Raw genomic sequence first — 16,919 nt, 5'->3', positions numbered from 1 at the left:
ACCGCAGTCACTCCTGCGGCACAGCGACCGATTCCCCCACCCGCTTCGCATCGAGCTGGCTGCCACCCTGCGTCAGAGACACCGCGACCACCGCGTTCCCCGCATCCCGCCGGAACACGAACTGCGCGCCGATGGCCGTCACGGCAAACCGGTCGTTGCCGGTGGGCGTGAGCGCGTTGTAGCCGCGCCCGGTCTCGCGCACCAGCAGCTTGCCGCTGCGCACGGTGAAGCTCAGCGACTTGGCCCTCGTCACGCGGAACTCGCCCTTGTAGTCTTCCAGCCGCTTCGGATCGACGGGCACTTCCACCGTCGGCACCGGGTAGCGGCTCTTGCCGATGGCCAGCATCACGGGCTGCATCGGCGCGCGTGCGTTGCTGCTGAGCACGATCATCGCTTCGCCGGTGTCGGGCGCGAGCAGCCATAGCGTGCGGTAGCCCTCGGTGACGCCTGCGTGCCAGTAGGTGCGCCGGCCGCCTTCGGGGCCGCGCACCATCACTGCGTAGCCGATATCGGCGCCCTCGTAGCGCGCCAGCGGCGTAAGCATGCGCGCGGCGGCCGGGCCGAGCGGACCGCCGGCGCCCGCGAGGATGGCGCGGCTGAAGGTCATCATGTCGGCGGCGGTGGAGCGCAGCGCGCTGGCAGGCGCGTAGGCCAGCATGTCGAACAGCGGCTGGCGGCGGTCGCCGGCAAAGGCCGGGGCCATGCGCGAGGCCTTGTCGCCGAGCGAGATCACGGTGTCGTTCATGCCCAGCGGCTCGGTGATGCGCGCGCGCACCAGTTCGCCCCACGAGGTGTTGTAGTGCTCGGCCAGCAACTGGCCGAGCAACGCCATGCCGAAGTTGCTGTACGCGCCCTCGCACGGCGGTGCGGCGGCAGTGAGCTTGATGCGCGCGAGGGACGCCCAGAACATGGGCTTGTCGAAGGTGCGGAACTGCTCGGCGAGCGGTGCGCCGCCCGTTACGCCATCGGCCATCACGGGCATGCAGCCCGTATGCGTGACGAGCTGGCGCAGCGTGACCGAGGTCACGGCGGACGATAGGCCTTCGACCTTGCCGGCGAGCAGCTTGCCCACGGTGTCGTCGAGCTTGAGGTCGCCGCGCTCCACCGACTGCGCGAGCAGCAGGCCGGTGAAGACCTTGGTGACGGAGCCGATCTCGAACATCGGCTGCTCGGCACTGCTAGCCGCGATGGCGCGCGGCGACGACGGAGGCTCGGGGTTGTAGGCGGCGCCGTAGGACGCCTGGCCGTTGCGCAGCGTGCCCACCACCAGCGTGCCACGCTCGGCACCGAGAGCGGCTTTGGCCAGCACCGTCGGGTCACTGGCGAGTGTCAGGGGTTGCTGAAGCTGTGCGGCGGCGTGGCCTGCCAGCAGCGGTGCGATGAGCCAGGCCGCAAGCCAGGGGCGGTACAGGGCACGGGGCAAGAGCCGCATCGTCGGATTCCTCAGGCGTCGTCGAAGAGGCGCCATCGTGCCACGGCGGTGTAACACCGCGCGCACCGCGACAATTGCCCGATGCGCGCATTGCTCACCACCTTCTCCTGGCAGGAACTCCGCCACCACCCCTGGCGCAATGCGGCGGCTGTGCTGGCCGTGATGCTGGGCGTGGCGTTGGCCTTCTCGGTGCAGTTGATCAATGCGTCGGCGCTCGACGAGTTCGCGAGCGCGGTGCGCTCTGTCAACGGCCAGCCCGACCTGGAAGTGCGCGCCGTGCAGGGCGGCTTCGACGAGGCCGTGTTCGAGCGGCTGGCCCGGCACCCGCAGGTGGCGCTGGCGAGCCCCGTGGTCGAGTTCCAGGGCCTGGCGCTGGCCGGCGAGCGCCAGGTGCCGATGCGCGTGATGGGCGTCGATGCGCTGGTGCTGCCGACCATCGCGCCCGCGCTGATGCCGCAGGCCGTGGCCGGTGCCGACCGCTTCTCGCTGTTCGCGCCGGGCCATGTGTTCCTCAACGCCGCAGCGCGCGGCGCACTGGGCCTGCCGGCGGAAACGCCCGCCGGAACGACGGAGACGATGCAACTGCGCAGCGGCGACGCCTGGCACAAGCTCGACGTGGCCGGCCATGTCGCCGCCAGCGGCACGGCGCTCGCGGTGATGGACATCGCGGCGGCACAAGAGCTGTTCGGCCAGATCGGCCGGCTCAGCCGCATCGACCTGCGGTTGGCGCCCGGCACCGACAGGGCCGCCTTCATGGCCTCGCTGCAGCAGTCGCCGGGCTGGCCAGCGGGCGTGCAGTTTGCCGAGCCCGGTGATGCGGCGCAGCGCGTGAGCAATCTGTCGCGCGCCTACCGCGTGAACCTGACGGTGCTGGCGCTGGTGGCGCTGTTCACGGGTGCGTTCCTGGTGTTCTCGGTGCTGGCACTCAGCGTGGCCAAGCGCGCGCAGCAGTTCGCGCTGCTCGGCGTGCTCGGCCTCACGCCGCGCGAACGGCTGCGGCTGGTGCTGGCCGAATCGCTGGTGCTGGGGCTGATCGGCAGCGCGGCGGGTCTCGCGCTGGGTACGGCGCTCGCGGCCTTTGCGTTGCGCGTTCTGGGCGGCGACCTCGGTGGCGGGTACTTCGAAGGCGTGGCGCCCACGCTGCACTGGAGCGCGGGCTCGGCGTTGCTGTACGGCGGACTGGGCGTGCTGGCCGCGCTGGTCGGCGGCTGGTGGCCCGCGCGCGCGGCACAGGCGCTGCCCGAAGCACAGACGCTCAAGGGCCTGGGCGCCGCGCCCACGCAGGGCAACGGCCACTGGCTGGCGCTGGGGCTGATCGCGCTGGGCACGGTGCTGGCCAACGTGCCGGCCATCGGCGGCATCCCGGTGGCGGCATACCTGTCGGTGGGCTGCCTGCTGGTCGGAGGCATCACCGCCCTGCCCTGGCTGATCGCGCTGCTGTACGACCGAGTGGCGCCAATGTTCGCGCGACGCGTGCTGCCGATGCTGGCGGTGGAGCGCGCGCGCCGCATGCGCGGCACGGCCGCCGTGGCGGTCAGCGGCGTGGTGGCAAGCCTGAGCCTGGCGGTCGCACTCACGGTGATGGTCGCGAGCTTTCGTGATTCGGTGACGCACTGGCTCGACGTGGTGCTGCCGGCCGACCTGTACGTGCGCGCCACCTCGGGCGGACGCGGCAGCAACAGCGGCAACAGCAGCAGCACCGACACCGCGACTTTCTCGCCGGCCTTCGTGCAGTCGCTGGCGCAGTTGCCCGGCGTGGCGCGCACGGGCACGCTGCGCACGCAATCGCTGCAGCTCGATGCGACACGGCCCACCGTGACGCTGATTGCGCGCAGCCTGGAAGGCGGGGCAACGCAGTCGTTGCCGCTGGTGGGTGCCGCGCTGCCCGTGCCCGAGGGGCAGATCGGCATCTACGTGAGCGAGCCGATGGTGGAGCTGTATGGCGCGAAGCCGGGCACGGCATTCACGCCGCTGTCGGATGCAATGGGCCTGCGGGCGGGCTCGAAGAAGGCGCAGACGTTCTTCGTGGCGGGCGTGTGGCGCGACTACGCGCGGCAGTTCGGCACAGTCACGATGGATGCGCGGGACTTCGAGCGCATCACCGGCGAGCGCAATGTGAGCGACGTGGCGCTGTGGCTTGCGCCCGGAGCGTCGGAAGGCGCGGTGCAGACTGCAGTGCGCACTCTGGCAGCACGCCAGGGCGGCTCGTCCGCCGAGTCCGTCGAGATCGCATCGGTGGGGCAGATCCGCGCGACCTCGCTGCGCATCTTCGACCGCAGCTTCGCCGTCACCTACTGGCTGCAGGCGGTGGCCATCGCCATCGGGCTGTTCGGCATTGCCGCGAGCTTCAGCGCGCAGGTGCTGGCGCGGCGCAAGGAGTTCGGGCTGCTCGCGCACCTGGGCTTCACGCGAAGGCAAGTGCTGGCGGTGGTGGCCGGTGAAGGCGCCGCGTGGACCGCCATCGGCGCCGTGGCCGGATTGGGACTGGGGCTGGCCGTGTCCGTGGTGCTCGTGAAGGTCGTGAACCCGCAGAGCTTCCACTGGAGCATGGACCTGCTGGTGCCATGGGGCCGCCTGCTGGCACTGTGCGCGGCGGTGGTCGCCGCCGGCACCGTGACGGCCTGGATGGCAGGCCGGGCCGCCGCCGGCAAGGACGTGGTGCTGGCGGTGAAGGAAGACTGGTAGCGCCCTCGGCGTCTCAGCGCGCCGGAGTCAACTGGATACGCTCCACCGTTTCCTTCTCGACAGCCCCCCGGCTGTAGACCAGCGGCACGTACTTGCCTTCGAGCCACAGCGGCGCAAGGTCGCGGTAGTTCGGGCTCTCCGGGTTGCCCGACTGGCCCGGTGTGTTGATGACGCGCGAGGCGTCCCAGTTGCCCACGTCCAGCACCATGCGGAACGATGCGCCCGCCGTCAGCTTGTAGTCGCTGGCCCGGTAGGTCGCCGCCATCGGCGTGAAGGAAGAACCGGACATCGGCCAGTCGCCCACGTCGAGCTTCTTGCGCGTGGCGGCATCGACCACGCCACCGAGCGGATGGCGGAACTCGGCGCGGTGCAGCGCGCCCCACTTCCAGGCCGCGGGGTCGGGGCCGAGCTTGGCACTGAGCTCCTGCATCGCTGCCGGCAAGGTCTTGAGCAGCAGCGCATCGCGTTGCTCGTTCGTAACCCAGCCGAAGGGGTTTTCGAGCAGCAGCACCATTCGCGTGTTGTCGCCGGGCGCGGCCAGCGCGGCGCCTGCATCGCCTGCGCCGGCCTTGAGCACGGCGGCACGCAGCGGCTTGCTGCTCCACACCTCGTACAGCGCGGCGGCTGCGCTGTCGCGGTCCATGGTGCCGTCCCAGCTTTGCAGCATGCGCAGCGCTGTTGCCGTTTGGGCGTCGTCACTGCGCAGGCCGGCCAGCAGCTTCAGCACGCGCTGCGCGGGCGTCGCGACGATGTCGTTCTGCATGCGCTCCGAGTCTTCGACGGAGAAGCGCGAACCCGCCGCCACCTTGGCCGCGAACAATTCCTTGAGGCGTCGCGCACGCGCCGCGTCGCTCCACTCGTAGCCCACGCCCTTCTTCGCGGCGGAATGGTCTGGCGGAATGTTGTTCTCGTTGGCAGTCACCACATAGCCACGCGCCGGGTTGAACTCCGAAGGCAGCTCGTCGCCGTTGCGGAAGCCCGACCATTCGTAGCGCCCGTCACCGGGCACCGGCATCAGCCCGTCCCAGTTGGGCCGGATGGGCGTGAGGCCGCCGGGAATCCAGCCGACGTTGCCGCTGGTGTCCGCATAGACCTGGTTCTCGCCGGGCGCGCCCCAGCGGTTCATGGCCGCGCGGAACTGGTCCCAGTTGCGCGCGCGCATGTAGTCCATGGAACCGAAGTACGGCGCCATGCCGGGCTCCAGCCACGCCGCGCGCAAGGCATACGCACGCTGCTTGCCCGGCTCGGCCAGCAGCACCGGGCCGTGGCGCGTGAAGGTGTTGACCACCTCGCGCGGCGCGCTCTCGCCCTTGACCGCGATGCGTTCGGTGACGCGCACCATCGGCTCCCAGCGACCCTGGTAGCGGTACTCGTTGGCATTGCGCGGGTTGAGCTGGTACACGTACAGGTCTTCCTGGTCCATGTAGAAGCGCGTGAGGCCGAAGGCGATGGTGCCGTTGTGCCCGATCGACAGGCCCGGCAGGAAGGGCTCGCCCGCGCCGATGGCGTCCATGCCCGGTGCGCTCAGGTGCGTCATGTAGCGCAGGCTGGGCGCACCGTGGGCGCGGTGCGGGTCATTGGCCAGGATGGGACGGCCGGTGGACGTGAGCTTCGGCGAGATCACCCAGTTGTTGCTGCCGTAGGCGCCGGTCGGGTCGCCTTGCGAGGCCTGCAGTTGTTCTGCTTCGTCGCTGCCCGGCAGTTGGGCCACCGGTGACGCCAGCCGCGTGTTGGCCTTGGTGAACTGCGGCGACTCGGTTGCGCGCATGTAGGCCGCGCGCAGTTCGGCCGCAGGAATGGTGCACGGGTCGAGCCCCGGCGGCACGCGCGGGTTGATCGGCGGATCGAGCTCGCGGCGCAGCCAGTCGGCCTTGATGCCGGCTCCGCCCGCGCAGTACGCACGGGCGCGATCGATCTCCGACGTGAAGTTGAGCGTGAGGCCGTGATGCCGGATGCGCACCACGTCTTCGGGCGACCACGTGGCCGGCTGGTAGCCCAGCAGTGCGAACTCCGGCGGCAGCAACGAAGGCTGCGCGCGCACCTGCGCCACGTAGGCATTGACCCCGGCCGTGAAAGCCTCGGCCACGCGCTTGGCGTCCGAGCCATAGGCCAGCCACTCGCGGTACATGTCGCCGCGGTAGAGCACGGCACGCGCGGCGCGGTCGTTCTCGACCCATGCGGGGCCGAAATCCTTCGCCATTTCGCCGAGGCCGCGCTTGCGCCAGAGGTCCATTTGCCACAGCCGGTCACGCGCGGCGATGAAGCCCTGCGCCACGAATGCGTCGTAGAGCGTGCCCGCATAAAGATGCGGCACGCCCCAGCGGTCGACCAGCACCTCAGCCGGCTTCTCGAGACCGGGCACGGCGAACGATGAGGAAGGACGCGTGGACGTCTGCGAACCGGGAGGCCCCGACGCGCAACCCGCGAGCAGAAGGGCCGCGAACGCAACCGCGCCGAAGGAATGCCTTTGACCTAACGAGCGCCGCGATGCGGGGCGCAGGTTTGTTCTTTTCATGTGTCTCGTCTCCTGCCTTGTTGTAGATGGCAGGGCACAGTATCCCGATTTGCGCGCCTCATCGCACCTTGTGGGCGTTACAAGGCATGACTTGTAGACTGGCGCCGATATGCAGCAGCAAACACCTTCCACCTCCTCGTCTTACTGCAGCGGCTGGCTCGGCGGCGCAATCCGCCGCATCGAGGCCGACTACCAGCGCAGTGCCGACACGCACCTGATCCCGCTGCCCCTGCCCTCGCTCGCGGCGCACGGCATCGACATGTACCTGAAGGACGAATCGACGCACCCGACCGGCAGCCTCAAGCACCGGCTCGCACGTTCGCTCTTTCTCTATGCGCTGTGCAACGGATGGGTGCGCGAAGGCACGACCATCGTCGAGGCATCGAGCGGCTCGACGGCCGTGAGCGAGGCCTACTTCGCGCGGCTGCTGGGCCTGCCCTTCATCGCGGTGATGCCGCGCACCACCTCGCCCGAAAAGATCGCGCAGATCGCCTTCTACGGCGCGAGCTGCCACTTCGTCGACCATGCCGCGCAGGTGTACGAAGAAGCCCGCGCGCTGGCCGAGCGAACCGGCGGCCACTACATGGACCAGTTCACGTATGCCGAGCGCGCGACCGACTGGCGCGGCAACAACAACATCGCCGAGAGCATGTTCCAGCAGATGTCGCGCGAGCGGCATCCGGTGCCGAAGTGGATCGTGGTGGGTGCGGGCACGGGCGGCACCAGCGCGACCATCGGGCGCTACCTGCGCTATCGCTGCCACGACACGCAGGTGTGCGTGCCCGACCCCGAAGGCTCGGTGTTCTCGGCCTACCACCGCACGGGCGACGCCACGCTGACGGCCGCCGGCTCGCGCATCGAGGGTATCGGCCGGCCGCGCGTGGAGCCCAGCTTCATCCGCACGCTGGTCGACCGGATGATCGAAGTGCCCAACCTCGATTCGGTGGCGGCCATGCATGCGCTGTCGGTGCTGCTGGGCCGCAAGGTCGGGCCGTCGACGGGCACCAACTTCATCGGCATGCTGGCCGTGGCGCAGGAGATGCGCGCGGCCGGGCAGCAGGGTTCCATTCTTTCGCTGCTGTGCGATGCGGGCGAGCGCTACCTGCCGAGCTACCACGACGCGGCTTGGGTGCGCAACGCCTTCGGCGACATCGGGCCGGCGCAGCAGCGCATCGATGCGCTGGTGGCATCGTGATGTCTCCCATGCCACTGCTGTCGCGCCGCGGCCTGCTGCTGGCGGCGCTCGCGGCGGGTCCGCTGGCGGCATGGGCATTGCCCGAGCGCCGGCTGGAGTTTCCGCGCGACTTCGGCAGCCACCCCGACCTGCGCACCGAGTGGTGGTACATCACCGGCCATGCGAAGACGCCGGCAGGGCGCGAGTTCGGCTACCAGGTGACCTTCTTCCGCTCGCGCGTCGAGGCCACGCAGGGCATGCGCTCGGCCTTCGCGGCGAAGCACCTCGTGTTCGCGCATGCAGCCGTCACCGACCTGCAAGGCCGCGTGCTGCTGCACGACCAGCGCATCGCGCGCGCGGGCTTCGGCGTAGCGGAGGCGAGCACGAGCGACACCGATGTGCGCATCCGCGACTGGTCGCTGGTGCGGGAAAAAGACGGCATCTACGTCGCGCGCATTCCGGCCGGCGAGTTCTCGCTCGACCTGCGCTTCACGCCGACACAGCCGGTGCTGCTGCAAGGCAACGCCGGCCTCTCGCGCAAGGGCCCCGATGAATCGCAGGCGAGCTACTACTACAGCGAACCGCAGCTCAAGGCGCAAGGCAAGCTCACGCTCAAGGGGCAAGCCTTCGACGTGGGCGGCACCGCGTGGCTCGACCACGAATGGAGCGAAGCGCTGATGCACCCCGAGGCCGTGGGCTGGGACTGGATCGGCATGAACCTCGACGACGGCAGCGCCCTCACCGCCTTCCATCTGCGGCGCAGCGACGGCAGCGCGCTGTGGGCCGGCGGCTCGTTCCGCCCGCGCGATGGCGTGGCTCGCACCTTCAAGAATGACGAGGTGCGCTTCGAGAGCCTCAAGACCTGGGACAGCCCGCGCACGCAGGCAAAGTACCCGACGCAATGGCGCGTACAGACGCCCTCTGGCAGCTTCGAGGTGCGCGCCCTGCTCGACGACCAGGAGCTGGACAGCCGAGGCTCGACCGGCGGTGTGTACTGGGAAGGCGTAAGCGACCTGCTCGATGCCCAGGGGCGCCGTGTGGGCCATGGCTACCTGGAAATGACCGGCTACGCCGCACCGCTGAAGCTGTAACCGTTGTAGCCGCGCACAAGCACTGACAACCAGCCGCCTCCCGCGTGCGTTGGGAATAATGTCCAGAACTCATCTGAAAACCAGAGGATCCCCATCATGAAGATTCGACTTGCCGTGCTGGCCGTGGCCGGCGCCCTTTCCATCCTTGCGAGCCCCCTTGCCGCCAACGCGCAGGTCTCGGTGAACATCAATGTGCCCGGGCTGGTGATGACGGCGCCGCCGCCGCCACGCTACGAACCCCTGCCACCGCCGCGCGGCGGCTTCGTCTGGGTGCCGGGCCGTTGGGCCTGGGACGGCCGTGCCTACGGATGGCGTCCGGGCGGCTGGCAGCCCGAGCGCGCAGGCTACGCCTATGCCCCTGGCCGCTGGGTCGAGGACCGCGGCGGCTGGCGCTGGACCGAAGGCGACTGGCGCCGGCGTGAGGCTTACCGTGAAGCGCGCCGCGAACGCGAATGGGAAGAAGAGCATCGCCGCCGCGACCACGATCGCGACTATCGGCGCGGCCATGACCACGATCGCGACCGCGGCGATTTCTGCCCGCCCGGCCAGGCGAAAAAAGGCAACTGCTGATGCAATGAAAAAGGGAGCCTCGGCTCCCTTTTTCATTGCAGTTGCCTTGCTTGCTATTTGGCTCGTCGCCGCTCGATGAACGCAATGATCTCGCCCATGATCCCCTTGCGGAACGCCAGCACGCAGATCACGAAGATCAGGCCCGTGACCATGGTCACCGACTCGCCCAGCGTATTGAACCAGTCGATCGTCGTGATGCGCGCCAGGAAGTTGCCGAGTTCGCCGATCTTGTTCTCCAGCAGCACCACCACCGCCGAGCCCACCAGCGGACCCGAAAGCGTGCCGAGGCCGCCCACCAGCGTCATCAGGATGACCTGGCCCGAGGCGGTCCAGTGCACGTCCGACAACGTGGCGAAGCCCAGCACCAGCGTCTTGAGCGAACCGGCCAGGCCCGACAGCGCCGCGGAGATCACGAAGGCCAGCAGCTTGAAGCGGCTCACGTCGTAGCCCAGCGACAGCGCGCGCGGCTCGTTCTCCTTGATGCCCTTGAGCACCTGGCCGAAGGGCGAGTGGATGGTGCGCACGATCAGCAGGAAGGCCGCGACCACGATGACCAGCGCGACGTAGTACATCGTGAGGTCGTTCGACAGATCGATCAGGCCGAAGAGCTTGCCCCGCGGCACGCCCTGCAGGCCGTCTTCGCCGCCCGTGAACTTGGCCTGCAGCGCGACGAAGAACATCATCTGCGCGAGCGCCAGCGTGATCATCGCGAAGTAGATGCCCTGCCGGCGAATGGCCAGCACGCCGAAGAGCCAGCCGAGGAAAGCGCCAGTGAGCGTGCCCGCGATCAGGCCCAGTTCGGGCGTGAGGCCCCAGACCTTGATCGCATGGCCCGCAACGTACGCGGAGCCACCAAGGAAGGCCGCATGGCCGAACGACAGCAGGCCCGTGAAGCCCAACAGCAGGTTGAAGGCCGCGGCGAACAGCGCGAAGCACATCAGCTTCATCACGAACACCGGGTAGGCGCCGAAGAACGGCGCCAGGAGCAGCGCGACCAGCAGCAAGGCGTAGACGATGGTGGAGATTTTTTTCATGTTCATGCCGTTCGCCTTATTTCTCTTTGCCGAACAGGCCGGCGGGGCGAATCAACAGCACGATGACCATGATCACGAACACAACCGTAGACGATGCCTCGGGATAGAAAACCTTGGTGAGCCCTTCGATCACACCGAGCCCGAGGCCCGTGAGGATGGCGCCCATGATGGAGCCCATCCCGCCGATCACCACCACGGCGAACACCACGATGATGAGGTTCTGCCCCATCAGCGGCGACACCTGCATCACCGGTGCGGCCAGCACGCCTGCGAAGGCCGCGAGCGCGCAGCCGAAGGCGTAGGTCAGCGTGATCATCAACGGCACGTTGACGCCGAAGGCTTCCACGAGCCGCGGGTTCTCGGTGCCGGCGCGCAGGTAGGCACCCAGGCGCGTCTTCTCGATCACGTACCAGGTGGCGAAGCACACCACGAGCGAGGCAACGACCACCCAGGCGCGGTAGTTCGGCAGCACCATGAAGCCCAGGTCGGTGGCGCTCGACAGCGCATCGGGCGCGTCGTAGGGCAGCCCCGACACGCCGTAGATCGAGCGGAACACGCCCTCGATCAGCAGCGTGAGCCCAAGCGTGAGCAGCAGGCCGTAGAGGTGGTCGAGCTTGTAGATCCAGCGCAGCAGCAGGCGCTCGATGAGCACGCCGAAGATGCCGATGACGACGGGCGCCGCAATCAGCATCACCCAGTAGTTGACGCCGAGGTACTCCATCGCCATCCACGTGAGGACAGCGCCGAGCATGAACAGCGCGCCATGTGCGAAGTTGATGACGTTGAGCAGGCCGAAGATCACCGCCAGCCCGAGGCTCAGGATGGCGTAGAAGGAGCCGTTGACCAGCCCCAGGAGGAGCTGGCTCAAAAGCGCGGGAAGGGAAATGGTCATAAGCGTTTCAACGAACCCGGGCGGCTGCGCGCCCGCGGGGGATCACTTCCAGAGGGCGCACTTGCTCTCGGCCTTCGTCGTGAAGACCTCTTCGCCCTTGAGCTTCTGGATTACCTTGTAGTAGTCCCACGGCTGCTTGGATTCGGCCGGCGACTTGACCTGCACCAGGTACATGTCGTGCACGAAGCGGCCGTCGGCGCGCACGGTGCCCTTGGCGTAGAAGTCGTCGATGGGCGTGGCCTTGATCGTCTCCATCACCTTGTCGGCATCGACCGTCTTGGCAGCCTGCACGGCCTTCAGGTAGGTCATGGTGGCCGAATAGTCGGCGGCCTGGATGTCGGTGGGCATGCGCTTGGTCTTCTCGAAGAAGCGCTTGCCGAAGGCGCGCGTCTTGTCGTCGAGGTTCCAGTCCCAGCTGGTGGTGAGCAGCAGGCCTTCGGTGTTCTTCAGGCCCAGGCTGTGCACGTCGGTCACGAACACCAGCAGGCCGACCATCTTCATGGTCTTGGTGATGCCGAATTCCTTGGCCGCCTTGATCGAGTTGATGGTGTCGCCGCCTGCATTGGCCAGCGCCAGCACCTGGGCCTTGGAGTTCTGCGCCTGCAGCAGGAACGAAGAGAAGTCGGAGGTGTTGAGCGGATGCTTCACGCTGCCCACCACCGTACCGCCCTTCTCTTTCACGACCTTGGAGGCATCGGCCTCCAGCGCCTGGCCGAAGGCGTAGTCGGCAGTGAGGAAATACCAGCTCTTGTCGCCGCGCGCAATCACCGCGCTGCCGGTGCCCTTGGCCAGCGCCACGGTGTCGTAGGCGTAGTGCACGGTGTAGGGGCTGCACTGCTCGTTGGTGAGCGCCGAACTGCCCGCGCCGTTCACGACGAATACGCGCTTCTTCTCTTGCGCCACCTTGGCCATGGCCAGGGCGGTGCCCGAACTGGTGCCGCCGAACAGCATCGTCAGGCCCTGCGTGTCGATCCATTCGCGCGCCTTGGAGGCGGCGATGTCGGCCTTGTTCTGGTGGTCGGCCTGCAGCAGCTCGATGGGCATGCCGTTGACCTTGCCGCCGAAGTCGTCGATGGCCATCTGGATCGCGAGGGCGCCGTTCTTGCCCTCCACGTCCGCGTAGAGGCTCGACATGTCGGTGATGAAACCGATCTTGACCTTGTCCTGGGCCTTCGCGGCGCCAACGGCCATGAGGCAGGTAGCGGCGAGGCAGGCAGAGGCGATGAGCGTGCGTTTCATGGGATGGTTCTCTCGGTTGACTTCGGTGGAAGGGTCTGGCGCGGCGTCAGCCGGTTATTTCCAGAGAGCGCATTTCGTCTCGGCCTTGGTCGTGAAGACCTGGTCGCCCGGCAGCGTCTTGAGCACCTTCAGGTAGTCCCAGGGCTTCTTCGATTCGGCGGGCGACTTCACTTCGACCAGGTACATGTCGTGGATGAAGCTGCCGTCGGCACGGATGGTGCCCTTGGCATAGAAGTCGTCGACCTTGGTGCTCTTGAGCTGCGCCATCACCTTGTCGGAGTCGGTGGTCTTGGCGGCGGCCACGGCCTTCAGGTAGGTCATGGTGGCCGAGTAGTCGGCGGCCTGCACGTCGGTCGGCATGCGCTTGGTCTTCTCGAAGAAGCGGTTGGCGAACTTGCGCGATTCGTCGTTCAGGTCCCAGTACCAGCTGGTGGTGTGCAGCAGGCCTTCGGTGTTCTTCAGGCCCAGGCTGTGGATGTCGCTCAGAAAGACCAGCAGACCGGCGGTCTTCATGGTCTTGTTGATGCCGAATTCCTTGGCCGCCTTGATCGAGTTGATGGTGTCGCCACCGGCGTTGGCCAGGCCCAGGATCTGCGCCTTGGAGTTCTGCGCCTGCAGCAGGAACGAGGAGAAGTCCGAAGCGTTCAGCGGATGGCGCACCGCGCCCACCACCGTGCCGCCCTTTTCCTTCACCACCTTGGTGGTGTCGGCTTCGAGCGCGTGGCCGAAGGCGTAGTCGGCCGTCAGGAAGAACCAGCTCTTGCCGCCGCGGTCTACAACCGCCGCGCCGGTGCCTTTGGCCAGCGCCACGGTGTCGTAGGCGTAGTGGATGGTATAGGGGCTGCACTGCTCGTTGGTGAGCACCGAGCTGCCTGCGCCGTTGTTGAAGTACACGCGCTTCTTCTCTTCCGCAACCTTGGCGGTGGCCAGCGCGGTACCGGAGTTGGTGCCGCCGAAGACCATGGTCACGCCGGCCGTGTCGATCCATTCGCGGGCCTTGGAGGCGGCGATGTCGGCCTTGTTCTGGTGGTCGGCAACCAGCAGCTCGATGGGCTGGCCCAGCGCCTTGCCGCCGAAGTCGTCGATGGCCATCTGGATGGCGGTGGCGCCGCCCTTGCCTTCGAGGTCGGCATACAGGCTCGACAGGTCGGTGACGAAGCCGATCTTCACTTTTTCCTGCGCCTGCGCGGCGCCTGCGCCCATGGCAAGGACAGCGACGGCGGTAGCGATGAGGCCGAGTTTTTTGTTCATGGTGTTGTCTCCTGAAGAAATCTTTGTGGGATGCGAGAAAAGGTCTTGTGGACGTGTCTTTTGCTTCAGACGCCGAGCAGCTCGGTGAGCACTGGCATCTTGGCTTCGAGCTCGGCAGCGCCGAACTTCTCGACGATGCGGCCGTGCTCCATCACGTAGAAGCGGTCGGCCAGCGGCGCGGCGAAGCGGAAGTTCTGCTCCACCATGACGATGGTGTAGCCCTTGGAGCGCAGCGTAGTGATCATGCGGGCCAGCGCCTGCACGATGACGGGCGCGAGGCCTTCGGAAATCTCGTCGAGCAAGAGCAGCTTGGCGCCCGTGCGCAGGATGCGCGCCACGGCCAGCATCTGCTGCTCGCCGCCCGACAGGCGCGTGCCCTGGCTGTTGCGGCGCTCGGCCAGGTTGGGGAACATGGCGTAGATCTCTTCGACCGACATGCCCTGCCCCGCGCCTTTGAGTTCGGGCGGCAGCAGGAGGTTTTCCTCGCACGAGAGGCTGGCGAAGATGCCGCGCTCTTCAGGGCAATAGCCGATGCCCAGGTGCGCAATGCGGTGCGTCGGCATGCCGATGGTCTCTTTGCCATTGACCTCGATGCTGCCCTTGCGTGCGCCGGTCAGGCCCATGATGGCGCGCAGCGTGGTGGTGCGGCCCGCGCCGTTGCGGCCCAGCAGCGTGACTACCTCACCGGGCTGCACGACCATGTCGACGCCGTGCAGCACGTGCGATTCGCCGTACCAGGCTTGAAGGCCCTTGATTTCCAATGCGGCGGTCATCAGTGGGCCCCTTGGAGTTGGCCGTCGGTGGTGCCCATGTAGGCTTCCATCACCTGCGGGTTCTTCGAGACTTCGGCGTACGGGCCTTCGGCCAGCACGGCGCCGCGCTGCAGCACGGTGATGGTGTCGGCAATGGTCGAGACCACGCTCATGTTGTGTTCGACCATCAGGATGGTGCGTCCGGCCGACACGCGCTTGATGAGTTCGGCCACGCGGTGCACGTCTTCATGGCCCATGCCCTGCGTAGGTTCGTCGAGCAGCATCAGCTCGGGTTCCATTGCGAGCGTGGTCGCGATCTCGAGCGCGCGCTTGCGGCCGTAGGGCAGGTTCACGGTCTGTTCGTCGGCGAGTTCTTCGAGGCCGACTTCAGCCAGCAGCTCGCGGGCTCTGGCATCCAATGGCTTGAGCGACTTCTCGCTCTTCCAGAAGTGGTACGAGGTGCCCAGCCTGCGTTGCAGGCCCAGCCGCACGTTCTCGAGCAGCGTGAGATGCGGGAACACGGCCGAGATCTGGAACGAGCGGATGATGCCGCGCCGCGCGATCTGCGCGGGCCGCTCGCCGGTGATGTCCTGCCCGTTGAACAGGATCGTACCGGTGGTCGGTTCGAGGAACTTGGTGAGCAGGTTGAAGCAGGTCGTCTTGCCGGCACCGTTCGGACCGATGAGCGCGTGGATGGATCCGCGCACCACCGACAGGTCGACCTTGCTGACCGCCGTGAACCCTTTGAATTCCTTGGTGAGCTGGCGTGTTTCGAGAATGACGTCGCTCATCTCGCGAAGTCGCCCGGGTACGGAAAAAGAATATCGGTCATGCGGTCCATCTCAATGCGCCACCATCGAGCGCGGACCGATTGTTCGTGGGCCTACCCCGCTTGCATACTGGGGCAAATGCCTATGCTGCAGTGCAACCTGCACGGACCGGCGCACATTCGAATCGGGGACTGTCGTTGTGACGACAAAGAAAGCTCCGGCGGCATCGGAAACCCCAAGCCGGTGCGCACTGGGGTCTGCGTAGACTGCAACCAACATGCCGGACTTCCGCTCTCCCGACTTCCTGACCGACCACATCCTGCACACGCTGGCTTTCTACGAGCCGCGCGACCTCGATGCCACGGGCGGCTTCTTTCATTTCTTCAAGGACGACGGCACGGTGTACGACCGGCGTACGCGCCATCTCGTGAGCAGCACGCGCTTCGTGTTCAACCATGCGATGGCGTATCGCCGCTTCGGCATTCCCGCGCATCTTGCAGCCGCGCGGCACGGCCTTGCGTTCGTCGAGCATGCGCATCGGCAGCCGGGTGGCGGCTATGCATGGCAGATCGACTGGCATCAGCAGCGCGCCACCGTGCAGGACGGCACCAATCACTGCTACGGCCTGGACTTCGTGCTGCTCGCGCAAGCGCATGCGCTGATGGCCGGCATCGAGGAAGCGTATGCGGGGCTGGAGCACACCTGGCAACTGATGGAGCAGCATTTCTGGGAGCCACGGCACCAGCTCTATGCCGACGAGGCCACCACCGACTGGCGCATCGGCGCCTATCGCGGACAGAACGCCAACATGCACGCCTGCGAGGCCCTGATGGCCGCATTCGAAGCCACGCAGCAAACGCGCTACCTCGACCGCGCGCTGGCAGTGGCCGAATCAGTGACCGGCAAGCAGGCCGCGCTGGCAGACGGACTGGTCTGGGAACACTACCGCGAAGACTGGTCGGTCGACTGGGACTACAACCGCGGAGACAAGAGCAACATCTTCAGGCCCTGGGGCTTCCAGACCGGCCACCTGACCGAATGGGCCAAGCTGCTGCTGCAGCTCGAAGGCCATCTCGCCACCAAAGACCGTACGGCCGACTGGATCGTGCCGCGCGCGCGCCATTTCTTCGACACCGCCATGTTCCGCGGCTGGGACGCCGACAACGGCGGGCTGGTCTACGGCTTCGGCCCCGACGGCAAAGTGAGCGACGACGACAAGTACTTCTGGGTACAGGCCGAGAGCTTCGCGGCGGCCGCCCTGCTCGCGGTGCGCACCGGCGAGGCCAGCTACTGGGACTGGTACGACAGCATCTGGGCCTACAGCTGGGAGCACTTCGTCGACCACCGGTACGGTGCCTGGTATCGCATCCTCACGCCGCAGAACCGGAAGATCAGCGACGAGAAGAGCCCCGCCGGCAAGACCGACTATCACACCATGGGCGCGTGCCACGACGTGCTCAGGGCGCTGCGCAAATAAGAACCCCCAGGCTCCTTGCGGAGGCTGGGGGTGAATG

The 16,919-nt window shown here is 67.3% G+C and carries 13 protein-coding genes; 5 read left to right on the top strand and 8 right to left on the bottom strand.

Features of this window, described 5'->3' with window-relative positions; genetic code table 11:
• Nucleotides 1-7: 7 nt before the first annotated feature.
• The gene (locus ACZYSP_RS29725) at nucleotides 8-1,432 is read right to left on the bottom strand and encodes a serine hydrolase domain-containing protein (RefSeq protein ID WP_489018048.1); all 1,425 of its coding nucleotides are present in this window, start codon (nucleotides 1,430-1,432) and stop codon (nucleotides 8-10) included.
• Between the two features lie 81 nt (nucleotides 1,433-1,513).
• Between ACZYSP_RS29725 and ACZYSP_RS29720 the strand changes: the two genes are divergently transcribed.
• Nucleotides 1,514-4,117, top strand: a complete 2,604-nt coding sequence (locus tag ACZYSP_RS29720) for an FtsX-like permease family protein (RefSeq protein ID WP_489018046.1) — start codon at nucleotides 1,514-1,516, stop codon at nucleotides 4,115-4,117.
• A gap of 13 nt (nucleotides 4,118-4,130) precedes the next feature.
• Here ACZYSP_RS29720 and ACZYSP_RS29715 read toward each other — a convergent pair whose 3' ends face one another.
• A complete protein-coding gene (locus tag ACZYSP_RS29715; RefSeq protein ID WP_489018044.1) occupies nucleotides 4,131-6,632 on the bottom strand; it encodes a penicillin acylase family protein in 2,502 nt (833 codons plus the stop codon).
• Nucleotides 6,633-6,741: 109 nt separating this feature from the next.
• On the opposite strand from ACZYSP_RS29715, the gene ACZYSP_RS29710 reads away from it, so the two are divergent.
• The 3 genes from ACZYSP_RS29710 to ACZYSP_RS29700 all read left to right on the top strand — a co-directional run bounded on the left by ACZYSP_RS29710 (nucleotide 6,742) and on the right by ACZYSP_RS29700 (nucleotide 9,467).
• Nucleotides 6,742-7,827, top strand: coding sequence for a PLP-dependent cysteine synthase family protein (locus tag ACZYSP_RS29710; protein WP_489018042.1), 1,086 nt, complete (start codon nucleotides 6,742-6,744; stop codon nucleotides 7,825-7,827).
• Nucleotides 7,827-8,897, top strand: coding sequence for a lipocalin-like domain-containing protein (locus ACZYSP_RS29705; protein ID WP_489018040.1), 1,071 nt, complete (start codon nucleotides 7,827-7,829; stop codon nucleotides 8,895-8,897). Before ACZYSP_RS29710 ends, ACZYSP_RS29705 begins: the two co-directional genes overlap by 1 nt.
• Nucleotides 8,898-8,993: 96 nt before the next feature.
• Nucleotides 8,994-9,467: a YXWGXW repeat-containing protein gene (locus ACZYSP_RS29700; protein ID WP_093079945.1), complete on the top strand. Its 474-nt coding sequence runs from the start codon at nucleotides 8,994-8,996 to the stop codon at nucleotides 9,465-9,467.
• A gap of 53 nt (nucleotides 9,468-9,520) precedes the next feature.
• Here the strand turns inward: ACZYSP_RS29700 and ACZYSP_RS29695 are convergent, their stop codons facing one another.
• The 6 genes from ACZYSP_RS29695 to ACZYSP_RS29670 all read right to left on the bottom strand — a co-directional run bounded on the left by ACZYSP_RS29695 (nucleotide 9,521) and on the right by ACZYSP_RS29670 (nucleotide 15,426).
• The gene (locus ACZYSP_RS29695) at nucleotides 9,521-10,507 is read right to left on the bottom strand and encodes a branched-chain amino acid ABC transporter permease (protein WP_489018038.1); all 987 of its coding nucleotides are present in this window, start codon (nucleotides 10,505-10,507) and stop codon (nucleotides 9,521-9,523) included.
• Nucleotides 10,508-10,517: 10 nt separating this feature from the next.
• Nucleotides 10,518-11,393 carry a branched-chain amino acid ABC transporter permease gene (locus ACZYSP_RS29690; RefSeq protein WP_093057828.1) on the bottom strand — a complete coding sequence of 292 codons (876 nt, stop codon included), beginning with the start codon at nucleotides 11,391-11,393 and terminating at the stop codon, nucleotides 10,518-10,520.
• A gap of 42 nt (nucleotides 11,394-11,435) precedes the next feature.
• Nucleotides 11,436-12,632 carry an ABC transporter substrate-binding protein gene (locus ACZYSP_RS29685; protein ID WP_093079940.1) on the bottom strand — a complete coding sequence of 399 codons (1,197 nt, stop codon included), beginning with the start codon at nucleotides 12,630-12,632 and terminating at the stop codon, nucleotides 11,436-11,438.
• A 54-nt stretch (nucleotides 12,633-12,686) separates the two neighbouring features.
• The gene (locus ACZYSP_RS29680; protein ID WP_256216924.1) at nucleotides 12,687-13,835 is read right to left on the bottom strand and encodes an ABC transporter substrate-binding protein; all 1,149 of its coding nucleotides are present in this window, start codon (nucleotides 13,833-13,835) and stop codon (nucleotides 12,687-12,689) included.
• A gap of 113 nt (nucleotides 13,836-13,948) precedes the next feature.
• Nucleotides 13,949-14,656, bottom strand: coding sequence for an ABC transporter ATP-binding protein (locus tag ACZYSP_RS29675; protein ID WP_093079937.1), 708 nt, complete (start codon nucleotides 14,654-14,656; stop codon nucleotides 13,949-13,951).
• Entirely contained in the window at nucleotides 14,656-15,426 is a 771-nt protein-coding gene (locus tag ACZYSP_RS29670; RefSeq protein ID WP_093079935.1) for an ABC transporter ATP-binding protein, read from the bottom strand. Before ACZYSP_RS29670 ends, ACZYSP_RS29675 begins: the two co-directional genes overlap by 1 nt.
• A gap of 256 nt (nucleotides 15,427-15,682) precedes the next feature.
• On the opposite strand from ACZYSP_RS29670, the gene ACZYSP_RS29665 reads away from it, so the two are divergent.
• Nucleotides 15,683-16,882, top strand: coding sequence for an AGE family epimerase/isomerase (locus tag ACZYSP_RS29665; protein ID WP_093079932.1), 1,200 nt, complete (start codon nucleotides 15,683-15,685; stop codon nucleotides 16,880-16,882).
• Nucleotides 16,883-16,919 lie beyond the last annotated feature (37 nt).

The sequence above is a fragment of the Variovorax sp. F042 genome (assembly GCF_057814215.1).
This window is presented reverse-complemented; position numbering and strand designations above follow the sequence as displayed.

Coding starts and splice junctions, on each gene's coding strand:
- ACZYSP_RS29725 (WP_489018048.1), bottom strand. CDS start 1,432: ATGCGGCTCTTGCCCCGTGCCCTGTACCGCCCCTGGCTTGCGGCCTGG.
- ACZYSP_RS29720 (WP_489018046.1), top strand. CDS start 1,514: ATGCGCGCATTGCTCACCACCTTCTCCTGGCAGGAACTCCGCCACCAC.
- ACZYSP_RS29715 (WP_489018044.1), bottom strand. CDS start 6,632: ATGAAAAGAACAAACCTGCGCCCCGCATCGCGGCGCTCGTTAGGTCAA.
- ACZYSP_RS29710 (WP_489018042.1), top strand. CDS start 6,742: ATGCAGCAGCAAACACCTTCCACCTCCTCGTCTTACTGCAGCGGCTGG.
- ACZYSP_RS29705 (WP_489018040.1), top strand. CDS start 7,827: ATGTCTCCCATGCCACTGCTGTCGCGCCGCGGCCTGCTGCTGGCGGCG.
- ACZYSP_RS29700 (WP_093079945.1), top strand. CDS start 8,994: ATGAAGATTCGACTTGCCGTGCTGGCCGTGGCCGGCGCCCTTTCCATC.
- ACZYSP_RS29695 (WP_489018038.1), bottom strand. CDS start 10,507: ATGAACATGAAAAAAATCTCCACCATCGTCTACGCCTTGCTGCTGGTC.
- ACZYSP_RS29690 (WP_093057828.1), bottom strand. CDS start 11,393: ATGACCATTTCCCTTCCCGCGCTTTTGAGCCAGCTCCTCCTGGGGCTG.
- ACZYSP_RS29685 (WP_093079940.1), bottom strand. CDS start 12,632: ATGAAACGCACGCTCATCGCCTCTGCCTGCCTCGCCGCTACCTGCCTC.
- ACZYSP_RS29680 (WP_256216924.1), bottom strand. CDS start 13,835: ATGGGCGCAGGCGCCGCGCAGGCGCAGGAAAAAGTGAAGATCGGCTTC.
- ACZYSP_RS29675 (WP_093079937.1), bottom strand. CDS start 14,656: ATGACCGCCGCATTGGAAATCAAGGGCCTTCAAGCCTGGTACGGCGAA.
- ACZYSP_RS29670 (WP_093079935.1), bottom strand. CDS start 15,426: ATGAGCGACGTCATTCTCGAAACACGCCAGCTCACCAAGGAATTCAAA.
- ACZYSP_RS29665 (WP_093079932.1), top strand. CDS start 15,683: ATGCCGGACTTCCGCTCTCCCGACTTCCTGACCGACCACATCCTGCAC.